Source organism: Pseudanabaena sp. lw0831, assembly GCF_016584665.1.
In the GTDB taxonomy this organism is placed as follows: domain Bacteria; phylum Cyanobacteriota; class Cyanobacteriia; order Pseudanabaenales; family Pseudanabaenaceae; genus Pseudanabaena.
Genome location: NZ_BBJB01000085.1, coordinates 91377 through 110315, shown reverse-complemented (window position 1 = coordinate 110315; position 18939 = coordinate 91377). Strand labels below are relative to the sequence as shown.

Here is an 18939-nt window from a genome sequence, read left to right as displayed (position 1 = left end):
CGATGAAATAGAGCAAATGCTGCAACAAATAATGTCCGATGGCTAAAAAAATTAGAGAACTAAAAGCAATGCTTTTAAAAGCTGGCTTCACCTATCGCTCTGGCAAAGGTAGCCACACCGTCTGGAGTCATCCTAAACTAGAATATAGCCTCACCCTATCAGGCAAAGATGGCAACGATGCTGATCGCTACCAAGAAAAAGACGTAAGAAACGCACTACGAGATATTGACCAACAACAATAGAGGAGAACTTCCATGAATCGTAACTACAGCATTTCTATCCAATGGTCAGAAGAAGATAGCAAATTTATCGCTCACCTACCCGAATTTGGTCCCTACGCCCACACTCACGGCGATACATATGCTAGCGCACTAGAAAATGCTTTAGAAGTTTTGGAATTACTAATCGAAGATTATACTGCTCGTCACAAACCATTACCAACTCCACGCATAATTAAAAAATCCGACTTCATAGCTGCTTAACTTGAGCTAGAAGCGATCGCTGAACTAGACGAGATTTTTAGCTATATTAATGGGGCGATGATAGTTAATAGCAAGAATGCATACGCCTCATAGCCAAGCAAAACAGGTTAATTGCTGAACAAGCGATGCAATATGCCAAAATATAAATAGTTAACTACAAGCTTATATTTACAAGCTGATTGGCAATGTCTGCAATTTCAATAAAAGTCCCCAAGCAAAAGCTCAAGAATCCACCACTGCAAGTCCATACCCTAGGCGATCGCGTATTGCGACAGCCAGCCAAGCGCATTAGCAAAGTAAACGACGAAATTCGTCAGATTGTTGTCGATATGCTGCAAACCATGTATAGCAACGATGGCATCGGTCTTGCTGCGCCACAGGTGGGGATCAATAAGCAATTACTCGTTATTGATATCGAACTCAAGGATGAGAACATCCCGCCCTTAGTAATGATCAATCCTGAAGTAAAGTCTTCAGGCGGTGACCTGATTACTGGTGAAGAAGGCTGTCTGAGTATTCCTGAAGTATTTCTTGATGTCGTGCGTCCCGATCGCGTTGAGGTGTCTTATCGCGATGAAGATGGTAGACCCAAGCATCTTGTAGCTGAAGGTTTGCTTGCAAGAGTAATTCAACATGAAATGGATCATTTGAATGGAGTCTTGTTTGTCGATCGCGTTAAGAATGCGATCGCTCTCAACAAAGAATTAAGTGCCCATGGCTTTGCGCCTAAGGATGTCCAAGCGATTAGATAGTAGCAGGGCGGCATTGCCGCTTTGCAAGGCAGCTTTGTGAGAGGAGTTCCATTTATGTTGATCCAAAAATTGCTGGATTGTCCAGAGTTTATTGCTGGAGATTCGACAATACTGCGCGAATTATTACATCCTGACAAGCAGGATATCAATCTGCGATATAGCCTCGCCCATGCAATTTTGCCAGTGGACGAGACTTCTCAATCGCATTCTCTGACAACTTCTGAGGTGTATTACATCCTGAGTGGTAAAGGGGAAATGCATATCGATGAAGAGATTCGCGAGATCGAATCTGGCGATGCGGTATATATTCCTCCAGATGCCAAGCAATTTCTGCGCAATATTGGTGATGAGCCGATTGTATTCATTTGCATCGTCGATCCCGCTTGGCGCAAAGAAGATGAAACTATTTATGCGGCTTAGATATATATTTCGGGTTGCGAGAACATTATTCTCAACCTATTACGCCTATATGCTCGAATATCGAGCAGAACTTTTTATCTGGTTATTATCGAATTCTTTGCCATTTATTTTGATGGGTGCATGGCTAAAAGCTTCAGAAACTGGTAGCTTTGGTTTCACGGCATTAGAGTTTATTCGTTACTTTTTGGCGGTATTTGTAGTAAGGCAATTTAATATTGTTTGGGTAATTTGGGACTTTGAGAGAGAACTAATTTCAGGACAGCTCTCACATCGTCTATTGCAACCGATTGACCCATTTTGGCATCATTTGATCAATCACATCGCTGAGCGTTTTGCGAGATTGCCAATGCTGGTGGTTTTGATCGCTCTATTTTTTGTTCTCTATCCGCAATCATTCTGGATTCCGTCGTGGTCAACTGGTTTACTTGCGACATTTATTGTGGCGATCGCCTTTTTATTGCGATTCCTCATTCAATATACTTTTGGACTTTTATCATTTTGGACAGAGCGAGCTAGTGCGATCGAGCAACTCTGGTTTTTAACTTATATCTTTCTATCAGGGATCATTGCCCCTCTAGATGTATTTCCACCACTAGTTCGCGATATTGTCATGTGGACACCTTTCCCTTATATGGTGTATTTCCCTGCGGCACTTTTGGTGGGTAAGGCGATCGATGTCTGGCAAGGGATTGGGGTAATGGCTGGATGGATGGGGGTTTTCTTTGTTATCAGTCGTTGGCTATGGCGTAAAGGTATCAAGCAATATTCAGGCATGGGAGCCTAAAAAGCTAAATGTGATTCTCCTGCAAACCCAAAAGATAAGTGGCGGCGCTTCGCGCCGCCACTTATCTTTTGGGTTTATTGCTATATTTTAAAAAATTATTTGGTTTTAGTTAGGGCTGATAGCGCTATATTCACAACAATGAAATCACATGAAGCAGGATTGGCAATATGAAATGGGATGAAATGCGTGAAAGCGATAACGTAGAAGACCAGCGCGATGGCTCTGATGAGTCATCTGAGCCATCTAACTTAAGTTCATTACCAATGGGGATGCTGAGTGGGCTAGGCGCTGGTGGTATCGCGATCGCAGTTATTGTTGGGCTAATTTTTAAGGTTGATCCCGCTCAGATTTTAAATTTGATTGGTGGCAATAATAAAACTGCGCCAGCACCACAAGCCCTAGTCAAAAAGCCAATCAAAGATCGCGACTCAGCTTTTGTGAAATCTGTTCTTGGTGATACTGAAGATACTTGGGAGCGAATTTTTAAGCAGCAACTAAAAACTAATTATCAAGCACCGAAATTAGTTCTGTTTGATGGTTACGTTAATTCGGCATGTGGGTCGGCAAAAACTTCGGCGGGTCCATTTTATTGTCCCGCTGACAAAAAGGTATATCTAGATATGGGTTTCTTCAGATATCTAGAAGCTACGGCTGGTAATGATGCTGACTTCGCGAGAGCCTATGCGATCGCCCATGAAGTTGGTCATCATATTCAAAATTTGCGTGGCACATCAGGCAAAGTCAGACAGTTGAAATCTAGTTCAACTAAGACTAAAGCCAATGAACTATCGGTGAGGATAGAACTACAAGCGGATTGTTTAGCGGGTGTTTGGGGACATTTCACGGCACAACGGGGCTTGATCTCCGATCAAGATGTGACTAAAGCTCTAAATACCGCAACTCAGATCGGTGACGACTATTTGCAAAAACAATCTAAGGGTGGTCATGTAGTTCCAGAATCATTCACTCATGGAACTTCGGAACAAAGGGTAACTTGGTTTAAGCGTGGTTTAAGCACAGGTGACATCAGCCAATGTGATACTTTTGAACCCAATAAATTATAAACGAGGGGCGCGAAGCGACCTTCGTTTATAATTGAAAACCCAAAAGATGAGAGGCGGCGCTTCGCGCCGCCTCTCATCTTTTGGGTTTTCAAGACTGGCAACAGTTATAAATCCTGATCCGTCCAGGATTTGGGATCTTCTAATGGTTCCAAATGCGTGAGAACATTCATATGGGGTAAAGCATTACAGATAGTAGATTCAATTTCTTCACATAAGTCATGTCCCTGCTGCACTGACCAAACTCCTGGAACCAGTATGTGAAAAGTTACAAACCCTCTGGAACCTGCCATTCTGGTGCGAATTGCGTGAAACTGTACTTGATTGCGATCGTAGGAAGAGAGAATTTCCTTGATCATTTGCCGCTCTTGTAAAGGAATAGAAACATCCAAGAGCGCTGAGCCACTTTCCTGTATTAGTTTTACGCCAGTCCAAACAATATTGGCGGCGACTAGTAGAGCGATCAAGGGATCAAGAATTAACCAACCTGTTACAGAGACTAATAATAATCCGAGGATTACGCCCACAGAAGTCCATACATCAGTGAGTAAGTGATGCGCATCGGCACGCAAAGTGATTGAGTGTAAACGTTTACCTTCCCTGAGTAATATGAGGGCAGTTCCTCCATTAATTGCTGATGCGACTATAGAAAGTACTAGACCAATACCAAGGTGTTCTAGAGGTTGAGGATTCAATAATCTGGGGATGGCTGCGATCGCAATACTTACCGCCGCCACTAAAATTAATGCGCCTTCAAAGCCACTCGAAAAATATTCAGCCTTAGAATGTCCAAATACATGTTCTTCATCAGGAGGCTTGGCAGCATAGGTTAACGCCCATACTGCACCGATCGCAGCTACGAGATTAACTCCTGACTCAAGAGAATCAGATAAAAATCCCACAGAATTAGTCAATAGATATGCGCCTAATTTCAGTGCGATCGTGGCGATTGCGGCTCCAATCGAGAGAAATCCATAATAACGAGCAGATTTGTTTTGCATATCTATTGAAAATTAGGTAATGGAGCCAAAAGCAACAATTCTCATTATGAAACCGATTTTTATCATGAGAATCTCCGAACCAAAAACGAGATACTAAAAACTACAGCGCTACAATTGTAAGCATATAGTTGCCTTTAAACTAGAAGAGTCACTTCGGGACTCATCTAGTTTTTGAATTTCACTATTAAACAATTAGTATGTTTATCCGAAGTGAACGTTTAATCGCGTATAAGAGTCTAAACCCACTAACCATTGACGTGATTTTCATGCAATCAGAAAAAGAGCTAGAACCAAAGGAAGTGGATATTACCGATGATCTATCCGATTTCCCTGATGAACTTGATCTCCCTAAAAAAAAGTTTATGGGCAAATGGAGATGGCGCATTGCGATCTTCTTAATCCTTGTGGCTGTTGGCGGCGGTGGTTACTATGCATATACCCAGCTAGTCGCACCTGCCAATAATCAATCAACCCGTAAACGCGATCGCACGGTTGCGATTAAGCGTACAGATTTACCAATTATCGTGACTGCCAATGGGACAATTCAGCCCGAAAAGTCGATTAATGTTAGTCCAAAAAGCTCAGGTAGGCTGAAGAGTTTGCTGGTCAAGGAAGGCGAAAATGTCCGCACAGGTCAAATCCTTGCCTATATGGATGAGTCCAATACTTTAGGGCAAATTACTCAAGCTGACGGAAATTTGGCGGCGGCGCAGGCAAGTCTCGATCTATTAAGGGCCGGCAATCGTCCTCAAGATATTTCTCAAGCCCAAGCAAATTTAACTAATGCCCAAGCGACGCTTGAGCAATCGGAGATCGTATATCGCCAAAATCAACAGCTTTATAAGGAAGGGGCGATCGCATCACGGGATCTTGATGCGTCAAGAACGACAATGGAAGCTAATCTCGCTAGAGTTTCGCAAACGCGAGAAGCCTTATCCTTGCAGCAAGCAGGCTCACGTCCTGAAGAAATCGATCGCGCAGAAGCGCAAGTTGTCGCTGCCGCAGGATCTTTGCAAAACGTGCAAGCTCAGTTAGAAGATACAATCATTCGCGCTCCCTTTGATGGGGTGGTAGTCAGAAAATATGCTGACCCAGGGGCATTTGTGACACCGACGACATCAGGAAGCGCTGTGAGTTCGGCAACGGCTTCTTCGATTCTTGCTTTGGCTAGCAATAATCAAGTTGTCGCCAATGTCGCTGAGGCGAATATTGCTCAAATTAAGGTTGGGCAAACAGTTACCTTACAAGTCGATGCTTATCCTAATAAAAAGTTTAATGGTCGTGTCGTCTCCATCTCGCCGCAAGCGATCGTTAATCAAAATGTCACCAGTTTTGAAGTGAAAGCCGAAATCACTTCTCAAGACAAGCAAATGCTGCGATCGGGCATGAATGCCAGTTTAGAGTTTAAGGCTGGTGAATTAAAGAATGTGCTGGTTGTGCCAACCGTAGCGATCGTGAGAGAAAAGGGTATGACAGGTGTATACGTAAAGACCGATCAGAGTGAAACTCCTGTGTTTACTCCAATTGAAACAGGGCTAACTGTTGATGATAAAACAGAAGTTAAATCTGGTTTAACTGGTAATGAGAAAATCTTTATCTCTTTCCCTGAAGGTTCGCGTCCAAAGACTGAGCCTAGAGGTATTCCCGGATTGTCACCTTCGCCTCAACGAAGTCGTAGTTAATACAACCGAATAATCTCTTAGAAGTGCTGCTTTTCAGAACTTCTAAGAGATTATTCGGTTTGGGTTTGAGCGCAAAGCGCTGTAACCAAAATCGAGATTCTAATTAAAAAGCTCAATAAATTTATGCAAAAGTCAAAGCCATTAGCAAAACCACGCATCCAAGTTGCTAAGGTTCCCTTTGCCGAAATCCTGACTATGGCGGCGGAGTCGCTCTGGAATAATCGTTTGCGAACTGCATTGACTATGCTGGGAGTAATCATTGGCATTGCGGCTGTGATTGCGATTACATCAATTGGACAAGGTATTCAAAAATCAACGGAAAGTCAGCTCCAAGCCCTTGGCACAAATTCCATTAACGTCCTGACGGGTTCAGCGCGAACAGGTGGCATTAGTCAAGGTGGTGGCTCGGCTTCTACTTTGACCTTAGAAGATGCTCAGGCTGTTGCAAAAGCGCCTGCGGTAAAGTTGGTGTCAGCATATTTACAGCGTACTAGGCAGGTTTCCTATGGCAGTCAAAACACTTCGACAACGGTGATCGGTACGGATGTTAACTATTCTCCACTCAGAAACACGTTCCCAACTGAAGGAAGATATTTTGAACAGGAAGACATTGATAATGCTAAATCAATGGTGGTGCTTGGCTCTAAAGTTCGTTCAGATTTGTTTGGTAGTAGTAATGCGATCGGGGAACGGATTCGCATTCAAGGCGAGCAGTATCAAGTAATTGGTGTAATGGAATCAAAAGGCGCATCTGGCGGCTTCGATCAGGACGATCGCGTATTTATTCCGCTCAAAAACATGTCGGCTCGACTGGTGGGTAATAATGCTTTGCAAGGTATATCTGTCAGTGGATTTTGGGTACAAGCCCTTGATGAGACAGAACTTGAAGCTGCACAATTCCAATTAACTAATCTTTTGCGTCTACGGCACAAAATTTATCCGCCACAACCTGATGATTTTCGGATTGTCAATCAAACAGATATCGTGAGTGCCTTTACAAACATAGTCGGCTTGCTGACGCTCATGGTCGGCGCGATCGCAGCCATATCTCTAATCGTTGGCGGCATCGGCATTGCAAATATCATGCTAGTTTCGGTGGTAGAACGTACCCGCGAAATCGGTGTGCGCAAGGCATTAGGAGCAACGCGATCGGCGATTCTGAATCAGTTTCTTACCGAAGCGATTTTAGTGTCAGGGCTAGGCGGTGTAGTTGGGATTGGGTTAGGTGTTGCGATCGCCTATGCTTCAGCGACAATTTTTCAATTTCCATTTCTGATTTCAATTTGGTCAGTAGCAGCAGGTTTCGGTTTGTCGATGGTGGTGGGCTTAGTTGCGGGAGTAATTCCTGCGCGGAGTGCCGCTAAGTTAGATCCTATTCAAGCGCTCAGAAGTGACTAAATTATAAGAAAGAGCAACCCTTCGGGTTGCTCTTTCTCAAACACAACTCAAGTGATTAACAAAATGATTCGTTTAGAAAATATCCGCAAAGCTTACCGCCTTGGTGAAGTTGATGTGCCAATTCTTAAAGGTATTGATTTAGAGATTAAATCAGGAGAATATGCGGCGATTATGGGAATGTCAGGTTCGGGTAAATCGACACTGATGAACATTATCGGCTGTCTCGATCGCCCTACATCTGGCAAATACTATCTCGAAGATCGGGAACTGACGACTTATAACGATGATGAATTAGCATTTATTCGTAATCGGCGCATTGGGTTTGTGTTTCAGCAATTTAATTTGCTATCACGCTCAAGTGCGATCGAGAATGTGATGCTGCCGATGATTTATTCCAATATCCCTAAAGAAAAACGTCATCGCCTCGCCACTGAAGCCTTAACAAAAGTCGGACTGAGCGATCGCATGTCCAATCGGCCTAATCAACTATCGGGTGGACAACAACAGAGGGTGGCGATCGCGCGTGCTTTAGCTAATCGTCCTGCGTTAATTCTGGCGGATGAACCGACGGGAGCGCTAGATACCCATACATCCCATGAGGTAATGGAACTATTAGGAGAGTTAAATTCACAGGGAATTACGATTGTTCTCGTTACCCATGAGCATGATGTTGCGGAAAGAACTCGCCGTATTATTCGGATTCAAGATGGTTTGATCGTTAAAGCAGAACAGGTATTGGCTCTCAAATGAGCATTGGTTTCTAGCGATCGCTATGTTAGCGTAAATCTAAGTAATAACTCAAAGTATGACTATGCAAACACTAGCCGTTACTGAGACTGTCACCACGATCGTTGATGCAGAACAAAAGTTTGGCTTGAGTCGTAGTGAATCAAAGAATTTTTTTACAGAATGGTATGACCAACTTCCTGAGATCAAGGCTGGCGATCGCGCTAGTTTAGAAGTTCTATGGCGGCGTTATATTTATCATCGCTCTGGTGGACATTTACTAGAAAGTACGGTGATGTTGTTGCTGGTTTCTCCATTGCTAACGATTACTGGTTTATACGATCCTCCATTTCTTCTCAAGGCGAAAGAGTCTGTAATGATCGAGATAGCGGATAGTGAAGAAACTCTACAGGGACGCATCGACGTATTGGTATTGCGCGATCGCATTTGGATCATCGTTTTAGAGTCAAAGAAAACAATGCTTTCGGTTTGGTCTGCTTTGCCGCAAACTCTTGCTTATTTGATGGCTAGTCCAAATGGCGGCGGTACGCATCCCGCAGGGAATCGCCCGACTTTTGCGATGTTGACTAATGGTGATGATATTGTGTTTGTGAAGCTAGAGGGTAAACAATATGGAATGTCTCAGGTTTTGTCTCCTCTGGTTAATCAGGGTGAGTTAGAGGTGGCATGGCGAGGTTTACGCAAAATTGCAGAAATAGAAATTTGATGTTTTTTACAGTTCAATTTGGTGGATGCCAACCAATTGCAAACCAACGTTTACGAGTAGCGACAATGACAGCATTATTCATCCGTAAAGCGATAACCGTTACACGTCCGATCACTGTTAAACCTTCAATTTGAGAGGCATCATTATTCCATTGAAAATGCTCCTTCCAATTTTGTTGTCGTGGATTAAATAAGGCTACAAGTTCGCCTGTTAGTGGATCGATCGCTTCTGTGGTGTCAGATTTATATTCATTGCAAGTTCGACAGGCAAGACATAGGTTTTCAGTTGTATTCAGTCCTCCTTTTGAAACTGGTTGAATATGATCGATTGTCATGGGCATACCGCTATTTGCTTCGGTTGTGAGGCAATAGCAGCAACGCTTACGGTCAATTGATTCTATTTGCGATCGCAGATTTTGAGAAATATAGCCTGACACAAAATCTACCCTGCTAGTCTAGAAACGTTATGTCCGCGCCATTTGAGGATCGCGGCAGCTTGGGATTTGCGTAACATAAAGCGATCGCTATCTTTACGCAGGTCATCTAATTCCAATCTTTCGGAATCAGTAAGTGATGTATCTTGTTGTTTTGACAATAGGGATTCGTAGCGTTCCATTTCTAATTGAGTTTTTTGGCTACGGGCAATTTGCCATAGTGAATCTTCATCAAGTCGATCTAAGCTGGCAAGGTCGGTTTGAAATTCTTCGGGTACGTCTTTCCATGTTGGTGGGCTACCAATTTGTAAGGCTTGTAAAATTATGTCTTCTAGCGATCGATGGGTAGCTCCAGCCGCGATCGCTAAGCGTTGGTATAATGCTTCTGGTATTTGTAAGGTAACGGTTTCAGACATATTTTTTCTCAATTTATAAATGGGCATCACTCTAGATGGTCATGCGACTAATACGGGATGGTTGAGTTTACGGGAGGCATAAACTAGTGCTGGTTTTAGGTCATCTCTTTCTAAGTCAGGCATTTCTTCTAATATCTCTTCAGCACTTAGACCAGCTACAAATAAGTCGAGAACGTCTGAAACGCGAATTCTCATGCCACGAATGCAAGGACAGCCGCCACATTGTTTGGGGTTAACGGTAATTCTTGTAAGTAGTTCTAGCATTTGAGTATTTACCTAACACTTTTTCTAGTATAAATGGGTTGTATGGTATTGCATAGCTAGGCGTTGATACAATGCTTCTGGTATTTTCAAAACAACTGTTTCAGCCATACTTTCTGAATAGTTTATGCTTCCAAAAGAGGGCAAGTGCAAACAACTATACAAAAACTTTGAGAATAATTGATTTACATATTAGGAATAAATAAGATTTCTTGTGGACTAACTTCAAGGTTGTCAGACTCTAGTGCACTTTGTATTGAAGTTTGAAGACTTGGATATAATGATGCATCTTCATATGCATCATTTAGCCACTTTTTCCGTTCTTCATCTGCTCCTTCGTTTTGGAATAGTCTAGCAATTTCAAGCATACATGCTATTTCTATACGAATTGGGATAAAGAATTTGGTTGTCTTGAAGTGTTGTAGAACAAGGGCTTCAGCTTGTTTTCCTTTCCAATCCTGTGTCTTGTCATGAATAACATCCACAATGAAACGCTGAAGTTCTTGTATTCTATCTCCAAAAGTGCTTTTCTTTAAAATAGTATCCCAAACTGGTAGTGTTTCACATTTGTTAGAGAGGAAATAATAAGCATAGGTTATAAAAAAATGCTGATATGGGTTTGATGTTTTTATCAAATGACCTAATTCAACAAATGTGACACACACAGACCAAACTTCTTCGTAACTATTTATCATTTCGAGATGAGTACAAAGTAGAGTAATGGCTTGAAGATATTTCTTGTCAGATTTCTTAGAGCTACTAATTAGACCTAGAGCTTGTTCTTTAAGAGCTTTCCAGTCATAAGATGGATTGGGATCAAAGCGGAAGACTGCCCTACCTGCCATAGAACCTGAGGTAGCTATACCCATAATCAAGTCTAAGTCTGCTTGATTTTTTGACCTCTGTTCATGAAGTCTTTCAATGTAGTTGTCTTGGTAAATAACAAGGATGTCTTCAAACCAGTTTTGAGCATTCTCAGATGGAATAATGTGAAGCTTGTCATCAGGTCTTTCCACGCGGAGGTATGCTGGATTACGATTTAACCTGATTATGCTATCATCTGATTCCTCTATCCAAGGATGAAAACGAAGATCGATAGTTTCTTGTTTCTCAATAAACTCTAGTATAATAGAACGGACTACTCGAAATAATCCTCTTAAAGTTAAATATGATGTTTTAACCTTTTTATCTTTTATATCAATCGATTCAACCTCTTCAGCACGTTCCGATTCATCTATCAGGAATTGAGGGAGTAGTTCTAAGGCATGAGAGAAAGAAGATCTCAAATCATAAGCATTCTCAATATTTTTGCGAATTCGTGAACGTCGTAATTGTGATTTTGAATTACTATTTGATGCTTTGTACAGATCTGGGGGAATATGATCGAGTGCAAAATCAGTAAATCTTTTTGTAGCCTTTGGCTGTACGATATCCACCAAAACTCTCCGTAGATCATCAGTCCAAGTCTCATCGAGTGGAGAAATACGTTCATCTTGTAAAAGATTATCAATCTTATCTCTTGATGCATTAGACACATTATCCCAAGTAGCTTGATAAGCTGGATGCCCATTTGCTAATGCTTCGAGTGCAAACACAAGTAATGAATATGAAAGTGTAGGATCGCTGGAGAGAACATGAAGAGCACGTTCATATGCAGTAAGAGCTTGGCAGATTGTAAGGTATTGTTTTCGAGGTATTGATAAAGTTTTCTGAAGCCAAGAATTAAGTGCTTCTATCTCTTCATGTCGTAAATTTGATGTGTCCCTGAACATATCAGGTAAGATTCTCTTTCCTGCCGAGTGTTTTTTATTACAGTGTTGGTCAACCTCTTCTGGGGACTCAGCAAAAAACAAATTCATTCGTAGGATCAAGAGGAGCCTAATTTGCTTACATATTGCATCTACAGGTGTTGGAGATGAACCAGCGCCAACAAAAATCGAGTAATTATTAATGGCTAATGTCCAAGCATAAGTATTAGAGATTATCCCTCCACCAACAATAAGAAAAGCTGGACTCAAGAATGTCAGATGTGGAAATTCATGGTTACAAAAAATAGTCCTAAACTCTTGGGTATCTTGGATATTCTCACTTTGAATATGTTTTAACCAATAGATCTTTTGTAGCACTAGTAACTATATCCAATTACAAAAAAATTAACTAGCTAAAAAAATATTTTAACAATTTAATTATTCTAACTCAGCTATCTAGCTTGTGATGGCATAGCAAACATATTACATCGGGGACAAAGCGATCACGCTTGATGATAACAAAAGGCGATCGGCTAACTTGTCCAATCTTCCGCTTGCAAATTAGCAATATTTTCAAAATCAGACAGATTGCGCGTTAACAGAGTTGCCCCTTTAGAAATAGCGATCGCTGCAATTTTAAGATCCATCGTTCCCAACCTCGGATACTCAGCGCGAATTCGCTTAAAAATAGCTGCTGATTCACTGTCAAATCCAATCACCTTAAGCTTTGAAAAAGTCGCAATATGCATTTCTAGCTTACGATAGGCAATGATTTGCTCTTCTAAGTTACGAGCCTTAGCGATATAGCCCAACCAACCACGAGTTTGCTCCTCGTAAGTAACCACCGTAACATTAATATCTTCAGGGGAAAGTATAACAAGTCTACTTATAATCCTTTGAGCAATATCCCCACTACGCTCAAGAATGCTCAGATGATCTGTGTCCAAAAGATACATTATTCGACCTCAGATGGATCAAATAAATCTTTGTAAGATCGACGATATTCTCTACCGATCGCGATCGCTTCTTCAAAACTAGGATCATCAGCAAATGTACCCACGATATTCTCCCACCAAGGCTTGATAGTATTTGTACTATTCAATAAAGATATCTTTAATTGCGTAACTTCAGCTTCAAGTTTTGATAGACGTTCTTCAACTTTAGATGGAGACATAATAAATTTTAGAACAGTAAATTTGCAATTAATTATAGCCCAAATCAATAATAGGGACATGATCGCAGATTCCCGCCTCACTCAACTTTTGTCTGAAAGGTGCTGTTTGCGATCGCGCTTGATGATGACAAGAGGCGATCAGCCCAAACGAGTAAAGCTATAATAAGCAAAACTCATAGATACTAAGCTTATGCTGGAACTCCAAAAACGAAACATTACCAACGCTCAAGGCGATCGCATAGCCTGTCGTAACTCATCAAAAGCTACTTGAACACACGGGCATATCCCAAAAATGAAATTTTACTCTTGGAATCCCGACAAGAACAAACTACTTCAACAAGAGCGTGGTATTAGCTTTGAGGAAATCGTATTTCATATTCAGTCTGGTGATGAAATTGAAATTTTTGATCATCCCAATCAAGAACGCTATCCCAATCAAAAAATATCTGCCGTTATCGTTGAAGGATATGTTTAGTTAGTCCCTTTCGTTGAATCTGAAGAAGGAATCTTCTTAAAAACAATTATCCCCAGTCGCAAAGCCACCAAAAAATATCTAGGTGAAATAAAGCGCTCCCCATTGTCAAGACAAAAAAGTATAAAAGTTAAGATAAAAAGCTGCATCGACAAAAGGCAATCAAAATAACTACATATGAACCTCCTTGTTAGGTTGTTTAAAATGAACTGTTGCAGGAGTTTGATAGTCCAAAGACTGATGCAGTCTTACATTGTTGTAGAAGTGGAAATATTTATCCAACTCCTGCATCGCCTCTTTGACCGATGTGTAAGCTTTGGGGTACACCTCCTCATACTTCACCGATCGCCACAACCGCTCTACAAAGATATTGTCTAAGGCTCGACCTCGCCCATCTTGGCTGATGGCTATTCCTTTCTGCTCTAATCTGCTGGTGAAAGCTAAGCTGGTAAATTGACTACCCTGATCGGTGTTAAAGATCTTGGGTGTATTCTGAGTCAAAGCCCGATCCAAAGCACTGAGGCAAAAGGTAACATCCATGGTGTTAGATAACTCCCAAGATAGTACATACCTGCTGTACCAATCGATTACGGCGACCAAATAGATATGTCCTTGCGGTAGTGAAATGTAGGTAATATCTGTACTCCAAACTTGGTTGGGGACTGTTATTTCTTGCTCCTTTAAAAGATACGGGTACTTCCTTACGTTGTCTTTAGCTTTGCTGAGATTTGGTTTGGGATAGATCGATTCTAAACCCATCTCTCTCATCAATCGCCTGACTCGTTTAGGGTTGACGGCTTCACCTTGTGTGGCAAGCCAAGCCGTCATTCTGCGGACACCGTAGAATGGTGTTGTAGTGAACTGTTTGTCTAACATCTGCATCAGCTTTAGATTTTGCTCACTTTCGGGTTTCGGTTCATAGTAAAAACTAGACCTTGCTAGTCCCAATAGTTCGCACTGTCGAGCAATCGAGATTGATCGATGCGTTGGCTCAATCAATTCTTTCTTCTCAGCTACGGCTAAGACCAGATTTTTTTTTCATCCAGTCCAGTTCTACCTTGAGCTGACCGATTTGTTGATACAGTGCGCCTGTCAAATCTTCCTCCTTTTTTTCTTGCTGTCCTCGACCACTGGCAAATAGGCTTGGCATTTCATCTAGCAGTTGTTTCTTCCATAGAGTCACTTGGGTTGGGTGTACCTCGGCTTCTCCTGCTATTTCGTTGATTGTTTTCAATCCTTTCGCTGCTTCCAGCGCTATTTTGGCTTTGAATTCTGCACTGTGTTTTTTTCGTTGCATTATTTTTATTTTCTCCATACTTTCTTCGTGATTTCTGGCAGCTTTTCTATCTTAATCTCCTGTCCGATTTATAGGGAGCATTATACTGTTAATAGTTCTAACCCATCTTGACCTATGCATTTATCGACTAAACCACAAGAGAGTTGCAGCGTTTAGCGCTACAACTCTCTTTCATTCAAACACCTTAAAGCCATCACTAAATTGCATGATTGGCTCAGCGTTCATGCACAAGTGATGTCTAACACTGAAAGAAATTTGAGTTGGGCGATCGCAAATCAAGCAAATATTTTCAAAAGGAAATATCCAGTCACATTCTTGAAAGAGTATTTGATACATATTCCACAAATTGTGGTCGTATTTGCATTTTAAGACGGAAATACGCGAGTGTAAAGCAGATTGTGTAAAGCCTAGGAAGCATACAGAGAGACAATCTAGACACACAATTACTAACACCAAAACAGACGAATATTCGCAAAGAACTACATGTTTCTAAGAAATGGACTATACCGATTCGCGATTGGAAACCTGCACTTAATCGCTTTGCGATCCTCGAAGAGGATCGTCTCCAATTCTAGCTTCTAGACTTTACACAGTTTGCTTGACAGTCTCTGATTCGCACCCAGTCCCACAAAATATTAGATCCCATGATGATTATTTAGGCATAGCGATCGCTTCACACAAATGTTAGTCAACTTTAAACATTTCGATAAAGAATTATTTCATCTGTGTCAATTTATAATATCTCCCTTCCTTAAACTCTATCCTTTCTGCTCTGAACAAGGCGGTATCAGAAAGATACAAACTATATCGATCTATGTATGACCCTTGAAAATCAACCTGACCATTGACAACGCCCTCTATATCTGTTGGTTGTTCTTCTCGATGTACAATTTTTCCGTCTTTGGTAAAAACCATAAGCCTAGTAAATTCAATAAGATCAGGGTATTTTATCCCAAGAGCTTTGTCTATATGCTCATTTCTAGCTCCACTCGTAAACACATACATTTTATCCCATTGAAAGTCTGTCAATTCTTTGATTTTAATGATGCAAGCTTCTGTCAGCTTACATGCATTTACGCGATCGCCTATTCTCTGTTCGATGACTCCTGACTTGGAGCAACTAATCATTATTGGCAAAACAAACGCGAAGACAAGAAATTGTTTTACAAACATACAGAAATCCAAAGCTCCATATAATCACATTCTCCCAAACACTAGGTTTTGCGTTTAAATATATCTCGCGACAATTGCGATCGTTACATCCAACAATGATCGCTCCTAATGGATTGGATTGTCACCTCGAGAAAATCGTTTTAAAAAACTAACATTGGGACTGGATCGCTTTCAATGGCGAATATTTTGGGATACTTATCCTGTAAATAAGAATGCTTTGATAATAAAGATTGGAGTTGAATATCACTTAAACAAAGTATTTCAACTCCACTGATGTTACGAAATTGCGCCCCACACTCTAATGGAAATAGTTTTTGACCAATTTCTGAACTACGTGCCAATTGCAACCTTTCTTTGAAAGACATTGATCTTACATCCTGCCGCATAGACTCGTACTCAGGCATGGGAATTGAGGTAAACGAACCAAAGCGTCTCTCTATCATAACCTCATACATACTAGGATTATGCATAAGTCTCTCTTCAAACCAAGGGAGTAAGTGGATTTCAACCCCGTTACATTTTGTCACCCAATGAGCGCCGTCTCTGCGTCGAACAACTTCTGTCCATCTAAATAAACTGTTTGGCTTTCTTGTAATTGCCTGTAAAGTCTTGCGAAGATTAGTTGTTGCGAGTCGTACTTCTCTGTAGTCAGCCAAGTATCCAAAAATTAATGTTGTCAATCGTTGGTTATCAGCAGCACATATCCCAAAACCTAGTATACGCTCATTCAATTTTTTTAAAGACTGAGTAAGCATCTGAAAACTTGGTACAATTTGTCGCTCTGGGACTTTTGTTTGGTTCAAAATTGGACAGTAATGCTCAATGTACTGACTCTCAAGATCATTAAGTTGATTCTGAGTGCAAACAAGCCAAAACAATTTGACTTCAGATCTTTTGTTGACCGCTTCAAGTTGTGTTAGACGATGATGGTTTTGCCAACGGCTCCTCAAATTTGTTGCTAAGCCAACATAGAGAACCTGATCGCGCGAGATCACAAAGTAAATAGCAGAACATTCTGGTAATCTTTGCCTCTCTAACAGTTTCAAACTTGGTAACGTAATAAATTCTTGTAACATCCCTATTATTTGACTAATCGACTATTTCAATTTCAATCCCAAAATATAACCTTTTAGTTGTGGTTCCCATAGATTATGACAATCCATGCTGAAAGATATTAGAATAGGACAGCAATAATTTCGGCTTGGTTAAACACTTTCATGACTGCTCAGAAATATCACATCATCACCTTCGGCTGCCAAATGAACAAAGCGGATTCTGAGCGCATGGCAGGCGTATTAGAAAACATGGGCTACCAGTCAACCGAAGAGACCGAAGAAGCCGACTTGATTTTGTATAACACTTGCAGCATTCGTGACAATGCCGAGCAAAAAGTTTATTCGTACTTAGGCAGACAAGCCAAGCGCAAACGCGAAAATCCGAAATTAACCCTCGTCGTTGCGGGTTGTGTCGCCCAGCAAGAAGGTGAAGCCCTAATGCGGCGCGTTCCTGAACTCGATCTAGTCATGGGACCCCAGCATGTTAATCGTCTTGGCGATCTGTTGGGACAAGTATTTAATGGCAATCAAGTAGTCGCCACCGATGAAGCCTATATCGAAGAAGACATCACCACACCACGCCGTAATAGTGCTGTTTCCGCTTGGGTGAATATTATTTATGGATGCAACGAAAACTGTACATATTGCATCGTGCCTGCGGTAAGAGGTAGAGAACAATCGCGATCGCCTGAATCCATCCGTAAAGAAATTGAAAATCTCGCGGCGCAGGGCTACAAAGAAATTACCTTGCTCGGTCAAAACATCGATGCCTATGGGCGCGACCTTCCAGCAGGTGGTATTGGTGCAGGCATCGGCGGCAAAATCACATTTACAGATCTGCTTTATTACGTCCATGACATTGAGGGGATCGATCGCATTCGTTATGCCACCAGTCACCCTCGATACTTCAGCCCACGCTTGATCAAAGCTTGTTTTGAACTGCCAAAGGTTTGCGAACATTTTCATATTCCTTTTCAGTCGGGCGACAACGATATCCTCAAGGCGATGGCGCGGGGCTATACCCATGAGCGCTACCGCCGCATTATTGATGACATTCGCGAGATTATGCCCGATGCGGCGATTACTGCCGATGCGATCGTGGCTTTTCCTGGGGAAACTGAAGAGCAATTTGAGCGCACTGTGCAGCTAGTTAACGACATTGGCTTTGACTTGGTAAATACGGCGGCTTATTCACCTCGCCCAGGTACACCTGCGGCAGTTTGGGAAAATCAGTTAAGTGAAGAGGTCAAAAGCGATCGCCTTCAGCGTCTTAATCATGCCGTTAATCAAAATGCTGCTGAGCGTTCTAACCGTTATGCAGGGCGCACCGAAGAGATCATGATCGAAGGGACAAACCACAAAAATCCTTTGCAAATTATGGGACGCACGCGCACCAATCGGATTGCCTTCACCGAGAACAACACGGGTAAACCATTAGCTGAGCTAATTGGTCAAACTCTTTCTATAAGAATTACTGAAGTAAGACCATTTAGTTTGACTGGTGTAATTTGCTAAAAGCATGTTAGACTAGCCAAGCGCGTAAAAAACACATCTGCGAAACGCATATAAAAGTTTACGATCATTGCTCAAATGGGTTGCTAACTCAACGGTAGAGTACTCGGCTTTTAACCGATTTGTTCCGGGTTCAAATCCCGGGCAACCCATAAAATAACGAAGAATAGCTAGCACTTAGTGCTGGCTATTCTTTTTAGCGCCAAAAGATACGCCCTTCCCCCTAATTCTTCACTGGGAAGGGCATACCAGCTATTCTCATTATGAAAATCGGTTTTGATGAAGGTGTGCTGTCGGCACACCTTCATCAAAACCGATTTTGGGGTTTGTAGTGCCTACGGTGCTGCAAACCCTCATGATGAGAA

General features: G+C 41.7%; 22 protein-coding genes, 1 tRNA gene and 1 pseudogene. 13 read left to right on the top strand and 11 right to left on the bottom strand.

From position 1 onward, the window contains the following. The first annotated feature begins 38 nt into the window (after nt 1-38). The 6 genes from APA_RS18470 to APA_RS18445 all read left to right on the top strand — a co-directional run bounded on the left by APA_RS18470 (nt 39) and on the right by APA_RS18445 (nt 3502). Nucleotides 39-242, top strand: coding sequence for a type II toxin-antitoxin system HicA family toxin (locus tag APA_RS18470; protein ID WP_201323718.1), 204 nt, complete (start codon nt 39-41; stop codon nt 240-242). 12 nt (nt 243-254) lie between these two features. Continuing rightward, nucleotides 255-482, top strand: coding sequence for a type II toxin-antitoxin system HicB family antitoxin (locus tag APA_RS18465; RefSeq protein ID WP_201323717.1), 228 nt, complete (start codon nt 255-257; stop codon nt 480-482). 185 nt (nt 483-667) lie between these two features. Next, nucleotides 668-1234 (top strand): peptide deformylase, encoded by a 567-nt coding sequence (gene def, locus APA_RS18460; protein WP_142653606.1) that lies wholly within the window; start codon nt 668-670, stop codon nt 1232-1234. Between the two features lie 54 nt (nt 1235-1288). Then, entirely contained in the window at nt 1289-1654 is a 366-nt protein-coding gene (locus APA_RS18455) for a cupin domain-containing protein (RefSeq protein ID WP_201323716.1), read from the top strand. Further along, complete coding sequence (locus APA_RS18450; protein ID WP_201323760.1) at nt 1644-2438, top strand: ABC-2 family transporter protein; 795 nt, start codon at nt 1644-1646, stop codon at nt 2436-2438. Before APA_RS18455 ends, APA_RS18450 begins: the two co-directional genes overlap by 11 nt. Before the next feature lie 167 nt (nt 2439-2605). After that, on the top strand, nt 2606-3502 hold the full coding sequence (locus APA_RS18445; protein WP_201323715.1) for a neutral zinc metallopeptidase: 897 nt from the start codon (nt 2606-2608) through the stop codon (nt 3500-3502). Nucleotides 3503-3606: 104 nt separating this feature from the next. Here the strand turns inward: APA_RS18445 and APA_RS18440 are convergent, their stop codons facing one another. Next, a complete protein-coding gene (locus APA_RS18440) occupies nt 3607-4500 on the bottom strand; it encodes a cation diffusion facilitator family transporter (RefSeq protein WP_201323714.1) in 894 nt (297 codons plus the stop codon). Between the two features lie 266 nt (nt 4501-4766). Here APA_RS18440 and APA_RS18435 point away from each other — a divergent pair, with 266 nt between their 5' ends. From APA_RS18435 to APA_RS18420, 4 genes are all read left to right on the top strand, one after another. Next, nucleotides 4767-6182, top strand: a complete 1416-nt coding sequence (locus APA_RS18435) for an HlyD family secretion protein (protein WP_201323713.1) — start codon at nt 4767-4769, stop codon at nt 6180-6182. Between the two features lie 123 nt (nt 6183-6305). Then, on the top strand, nt 6306-7580 hold the full coding sequence (locus APA_RS18430; protein WP_201323712.1) for an ABC transporter permease: 1275 nt from the start codon (nt 6306-6308) through the stop codon (nt 7578-7580). Between the two features lie 63 nt (nt 7581-7643). Further along, nucleotides 7644-8330 carry an ABC transporter ATP-binding protein gene (locus tag APA_RS18425; RefSeq protein ID WP_201323711.1) on the top strand — a complete coding sequence of 229 codons (687 nt, stop codon included), beginning with the start codon at nt 7644-7646 and terminating at the stop codon, nt 8328-8330. Between the two features lie 61 nt (nt 8331-8391). Then, nucleotides 8392-9033, top strand: a complete 642-nt coding sequence (locus APA_RS18420) for a type I restriction endonuclease subunit R (RefSeq protein ID WP_201323759.1) — start codon at nt 8392-8394, stop codon at nt 9031-9033. 13 nt (nt 9034-9046) lie between these two features. Here the strand turns inward: APA_RS18420 and APA_RS18415 are convergent, their stop codons facing one another. The 6 genes from APA_RS18415 to APA_RS18390 form a co-directional block, all read right to left on the bottom strand. Then, nucleotides 9047-9469, bottom strand: coding sequence for an HNH endonuclease (locus APA_RS18415; protein ID WP_201323710.1), 423 nt, complete (start codon nt 9467-9469; stop codon nt 9047-9049). 5 nt (nt 9470-9474) lie between these two features. Continuing rightward, nucleotides 9475-9882, bottom strand: a complete 408-nt coding sequence (locus APA_RS18410; protein WP_201323709.1) for a hypothetical protein — start codon at nt 9880-9882, stop codon at nt 9475-9477. A gap of 39 nt (nt 9883-9921) precedes the next feature. Then, nucleotides 9922-10146, bottom strand: a complete 225-nt coding sequence (locus tag APA_RS18405; RefSeq protein WP_201323708.1) for a DUF433 domain-containing protein — start codon at nt 10144-10146, stop codon at nt 9922-9924. A 182-nt stretch (nt 10147-10328) separates the two neighbouring features. Beyond that, on the bottom strand, nt 10329-12269 hold the full coding sequence (locus APA_RS18400; RefSeq protein WP_201323707.1) for a hypothetical protein: 1941 nt from the start codon (nt 12267-12269) through the stop codon (nt 10329-10331). A 155-nt stretch (nt 12270-12424) separates the two neighbouring features. After that, on the bottom strand, nt 12425-12847 hold the full coding sequence (locus APA_RS18395) for a type II toxin-antitoxin system VapC family toxin (protein ID WP_201323706.1): 423 nt from the start codon (nt 12845-12847) through the stop codon (nt 12425-12427). Then, the gene (locus APA_RS18390) at nt 12847-13065 is read right to left on the bottom strand and encodes a hypothetical protein (protein WP_201323705.1); all 219 of its coding nucleotides are present in this window, start codon (nt 13063-13065) and stop codon (nt 12847-12849) included. Before APA_RS18390 ends, APA_RS18395 begins: the two co-directional genes overlap by 1 nt. A 292-nt stretch (nt 13066-13357) precedes the next feature. Here APA_RS18390 and APA_RS25850 point away from each other — a divergent pair. Further along, nucleotides 13358-13708 (top strand): annotated as a pseudogene (locus APA_RS25850) (BrnT family toxin). Here APA_RS25850 and APA_RS18380 read toward each other — a convergent pair. From APA_RS18380 to APA_RS18365, 4 genes are all read right to left on the bottom strand, one after another. Next, a protein-coding gene (locus APA_RS18380; RefSeq protein ID WP_374101331.1) for an IS3 family transposase occupies nt 13709-14852 on the bottom strand; the annotation gives its coding sequence in 2 pieces (ribosomal slippage) (nt 13709-14575 and nt 14577-14852; 1143 coding nt in all). A 153-nt stretch (nt 14853-15005) separates the two neighbouring features. Further along, entirely contained in the window at nt 15006-15275 is a 270-nt protein-coding gene (locus tag APA_RS25605; RefSeq protein ID WP_307837307.1) for a DUF6745 domain-containing protein, read from the bottom strand. Nucleotides 15276-15548: 273 nt separating this feature from the next. Then, nucleotides 15549-16007: a hypothetical protein gene (locus APA_RS18370; RefSeq protein WP_201323702.1), complete on the bottom strand. Its 459-nt coding sequence runs from the start codon at nt 16005-16007 to the stop codon at nt 15549-15551. Nucleotides 16008-16147: 140 nt separating this feature from the next. Beyond that, a complete protein-coding gene (locus tag APA_RS18365; protein ID WP_201323701.1) occupies nt 16148-17083 on the bottom strand; it encodes a GIY-YIG nuclease family protein in 936 nt (311 codons plus the stop codon). A gap of 141 nt (nt 17084-17224) precedes the next feature. Here APA_RS18365 and miaB point away from each other — a divergent pair, with 141 nt between their 5' ends. Both miaB and APA_RS18355 read left to right on the top strand, forming a co-directional pair. Beyond that, the gene (gene miaB / locus APA_RS18360) at nt 17225-18577 is read left to right on the top strand and encodes a tRNA (N6-isopentenyl adenosine(37)-C2)-methylthiotransferase MiaB (RefSeq protein ID WP_201323700.1); all 1353 of its coding nucleotides are present in this window, start codon (nt 17225-17227) and stop codon (nt 18575-18577) included. Between the two features lie 77 nt (nt 18578-18654). Beyond that, a tRNA-Lys gene (locus tag APA_RS18355) sits at nt 18655-18726 on the top strand. The last annotated feature ends 213 nt before the right edge of the window (nt 18727-18939 follow it).

Bases quoted from the DNA above. Each gene is read 5' to 3' on its own strand.
- APA_RS18470 (WP_201323718.1), top strand. From the start codon at position 39: ATGGCTAAAAAAATTAGAGAACTAAAAGCAATGCTTTTAAAAGCTGGC.
- APA_RS18465 (WP_201323717.1), top strand. From the start codon at position 255: ATGAATCGTAACTACAGCATTTCTATCCAATGGTCAGAAGAAGATAGC.
- def (WP_142653606.1), top strand. From the start codon at position 668: ATGTCTGCAATTTCAATAAAAGTCCCCAAGCAAAAGCTCAAGAATCCA.
- APA_RS18455 (WP_201323716.1), top strand. From the start codon at position 1,289: ATGTTGATCCAAAAATTGCTGGATTGTCCAGAGTTTATTGCTGGAGAT.
- APA_RS18450 (WP_201323760.1), top strand. From the start codon at position 1,644: ATGCGGCTTAGATATATATTTCGGGTTGCGAGAACATTATTCTCAACC.
- APA_RS18445 (WP_201323715.1), top strand. From the start codon at position 2,606: ATGAAATGGGATGAAATGCGTGAAAGCGATAACGTAGAAGACCAGCGC.
- APA_RS18440 (WP_201323714.1), bottom strand. From the start codon at position 4,500: ATGCAAAACAAATCTGCTCGTTATTATGGATTTCTCTCGATTGGAGCC.
- APA_RS18435 (WP_201323713.1), top strand. From the start codon at position 4,767: ATGCAATCAGAAAAAGAGCTAGAACCAAAGGAAGTGGATATTACCGAT.
- APA_RS18430 (WP_201323712.1), top strand. From the start codon at position 6,306: ATGCAAAAGTCAAAGCCATTAGCAAAACCACGCATCCAAGTTGCTAAG.
- APA_RS18425 (WP_201323711.1), top strand. From the start codon at position 7,644: ATGATTCGTTTAGAAAATATCCGCAAAGCTTACCGCCTTGGTGAAGTT.
- APA_RS18420 (WP_201323759.1), top strand. From the start codon at position 8,392: ATGCAAACACTAGCCGTTACTGAGACTGTCACCACGATCGTTGATGCA.
- APA_RS18410 (WP_201323709.1), bottom strand. From the start codon at position 9,882: ATGTCTGAAACCGTTACCTTACAAATACCAGAAGCATTATACCAACGC.
- APA_RS18405 (WP_201323708.1), bottom strand. From the start codon at position 10,146: ATGCTAGAACTACTTACAAGAATTACCGTTAACCCCAAACAATGTGGC.
- APA_RS18395 (WP_201323706.1), bottom strand. From the start codon at position 12,847: ATGTATCTTTTGGACACAGATCATCTGAGCATTCTTGAGCGTAGTGGG.
- APA_RS18390 (WP_201323705.1), bottom strand. From the start codon at position 13,065: ATGTCTCCATCTAAAGTTGAAGAACGTCTATCAAAACTTGAAGCTGAA.
- APA_RS18370 (WP_201323702.1), bottom strand. From the start codon at position 16,007: ATGTTTGTAAAACAATTTCTTGTCTTCGCGTTTGTTTTGCCAATAATG.
- APA_RS18365 (WP_201323701.1), bottom strand. From the start codon at position 17,083: ATGTTACAAGAATTTATTACGTTACCAAGTTTGAAACTGTTAGAGAGG.
- miaB (WP_201323700.1), top strand. From the start codon at position 17,225: ATGACTGCTCAGAAATATCACATCATCACCTTCGGCTGCCAAATGAAC.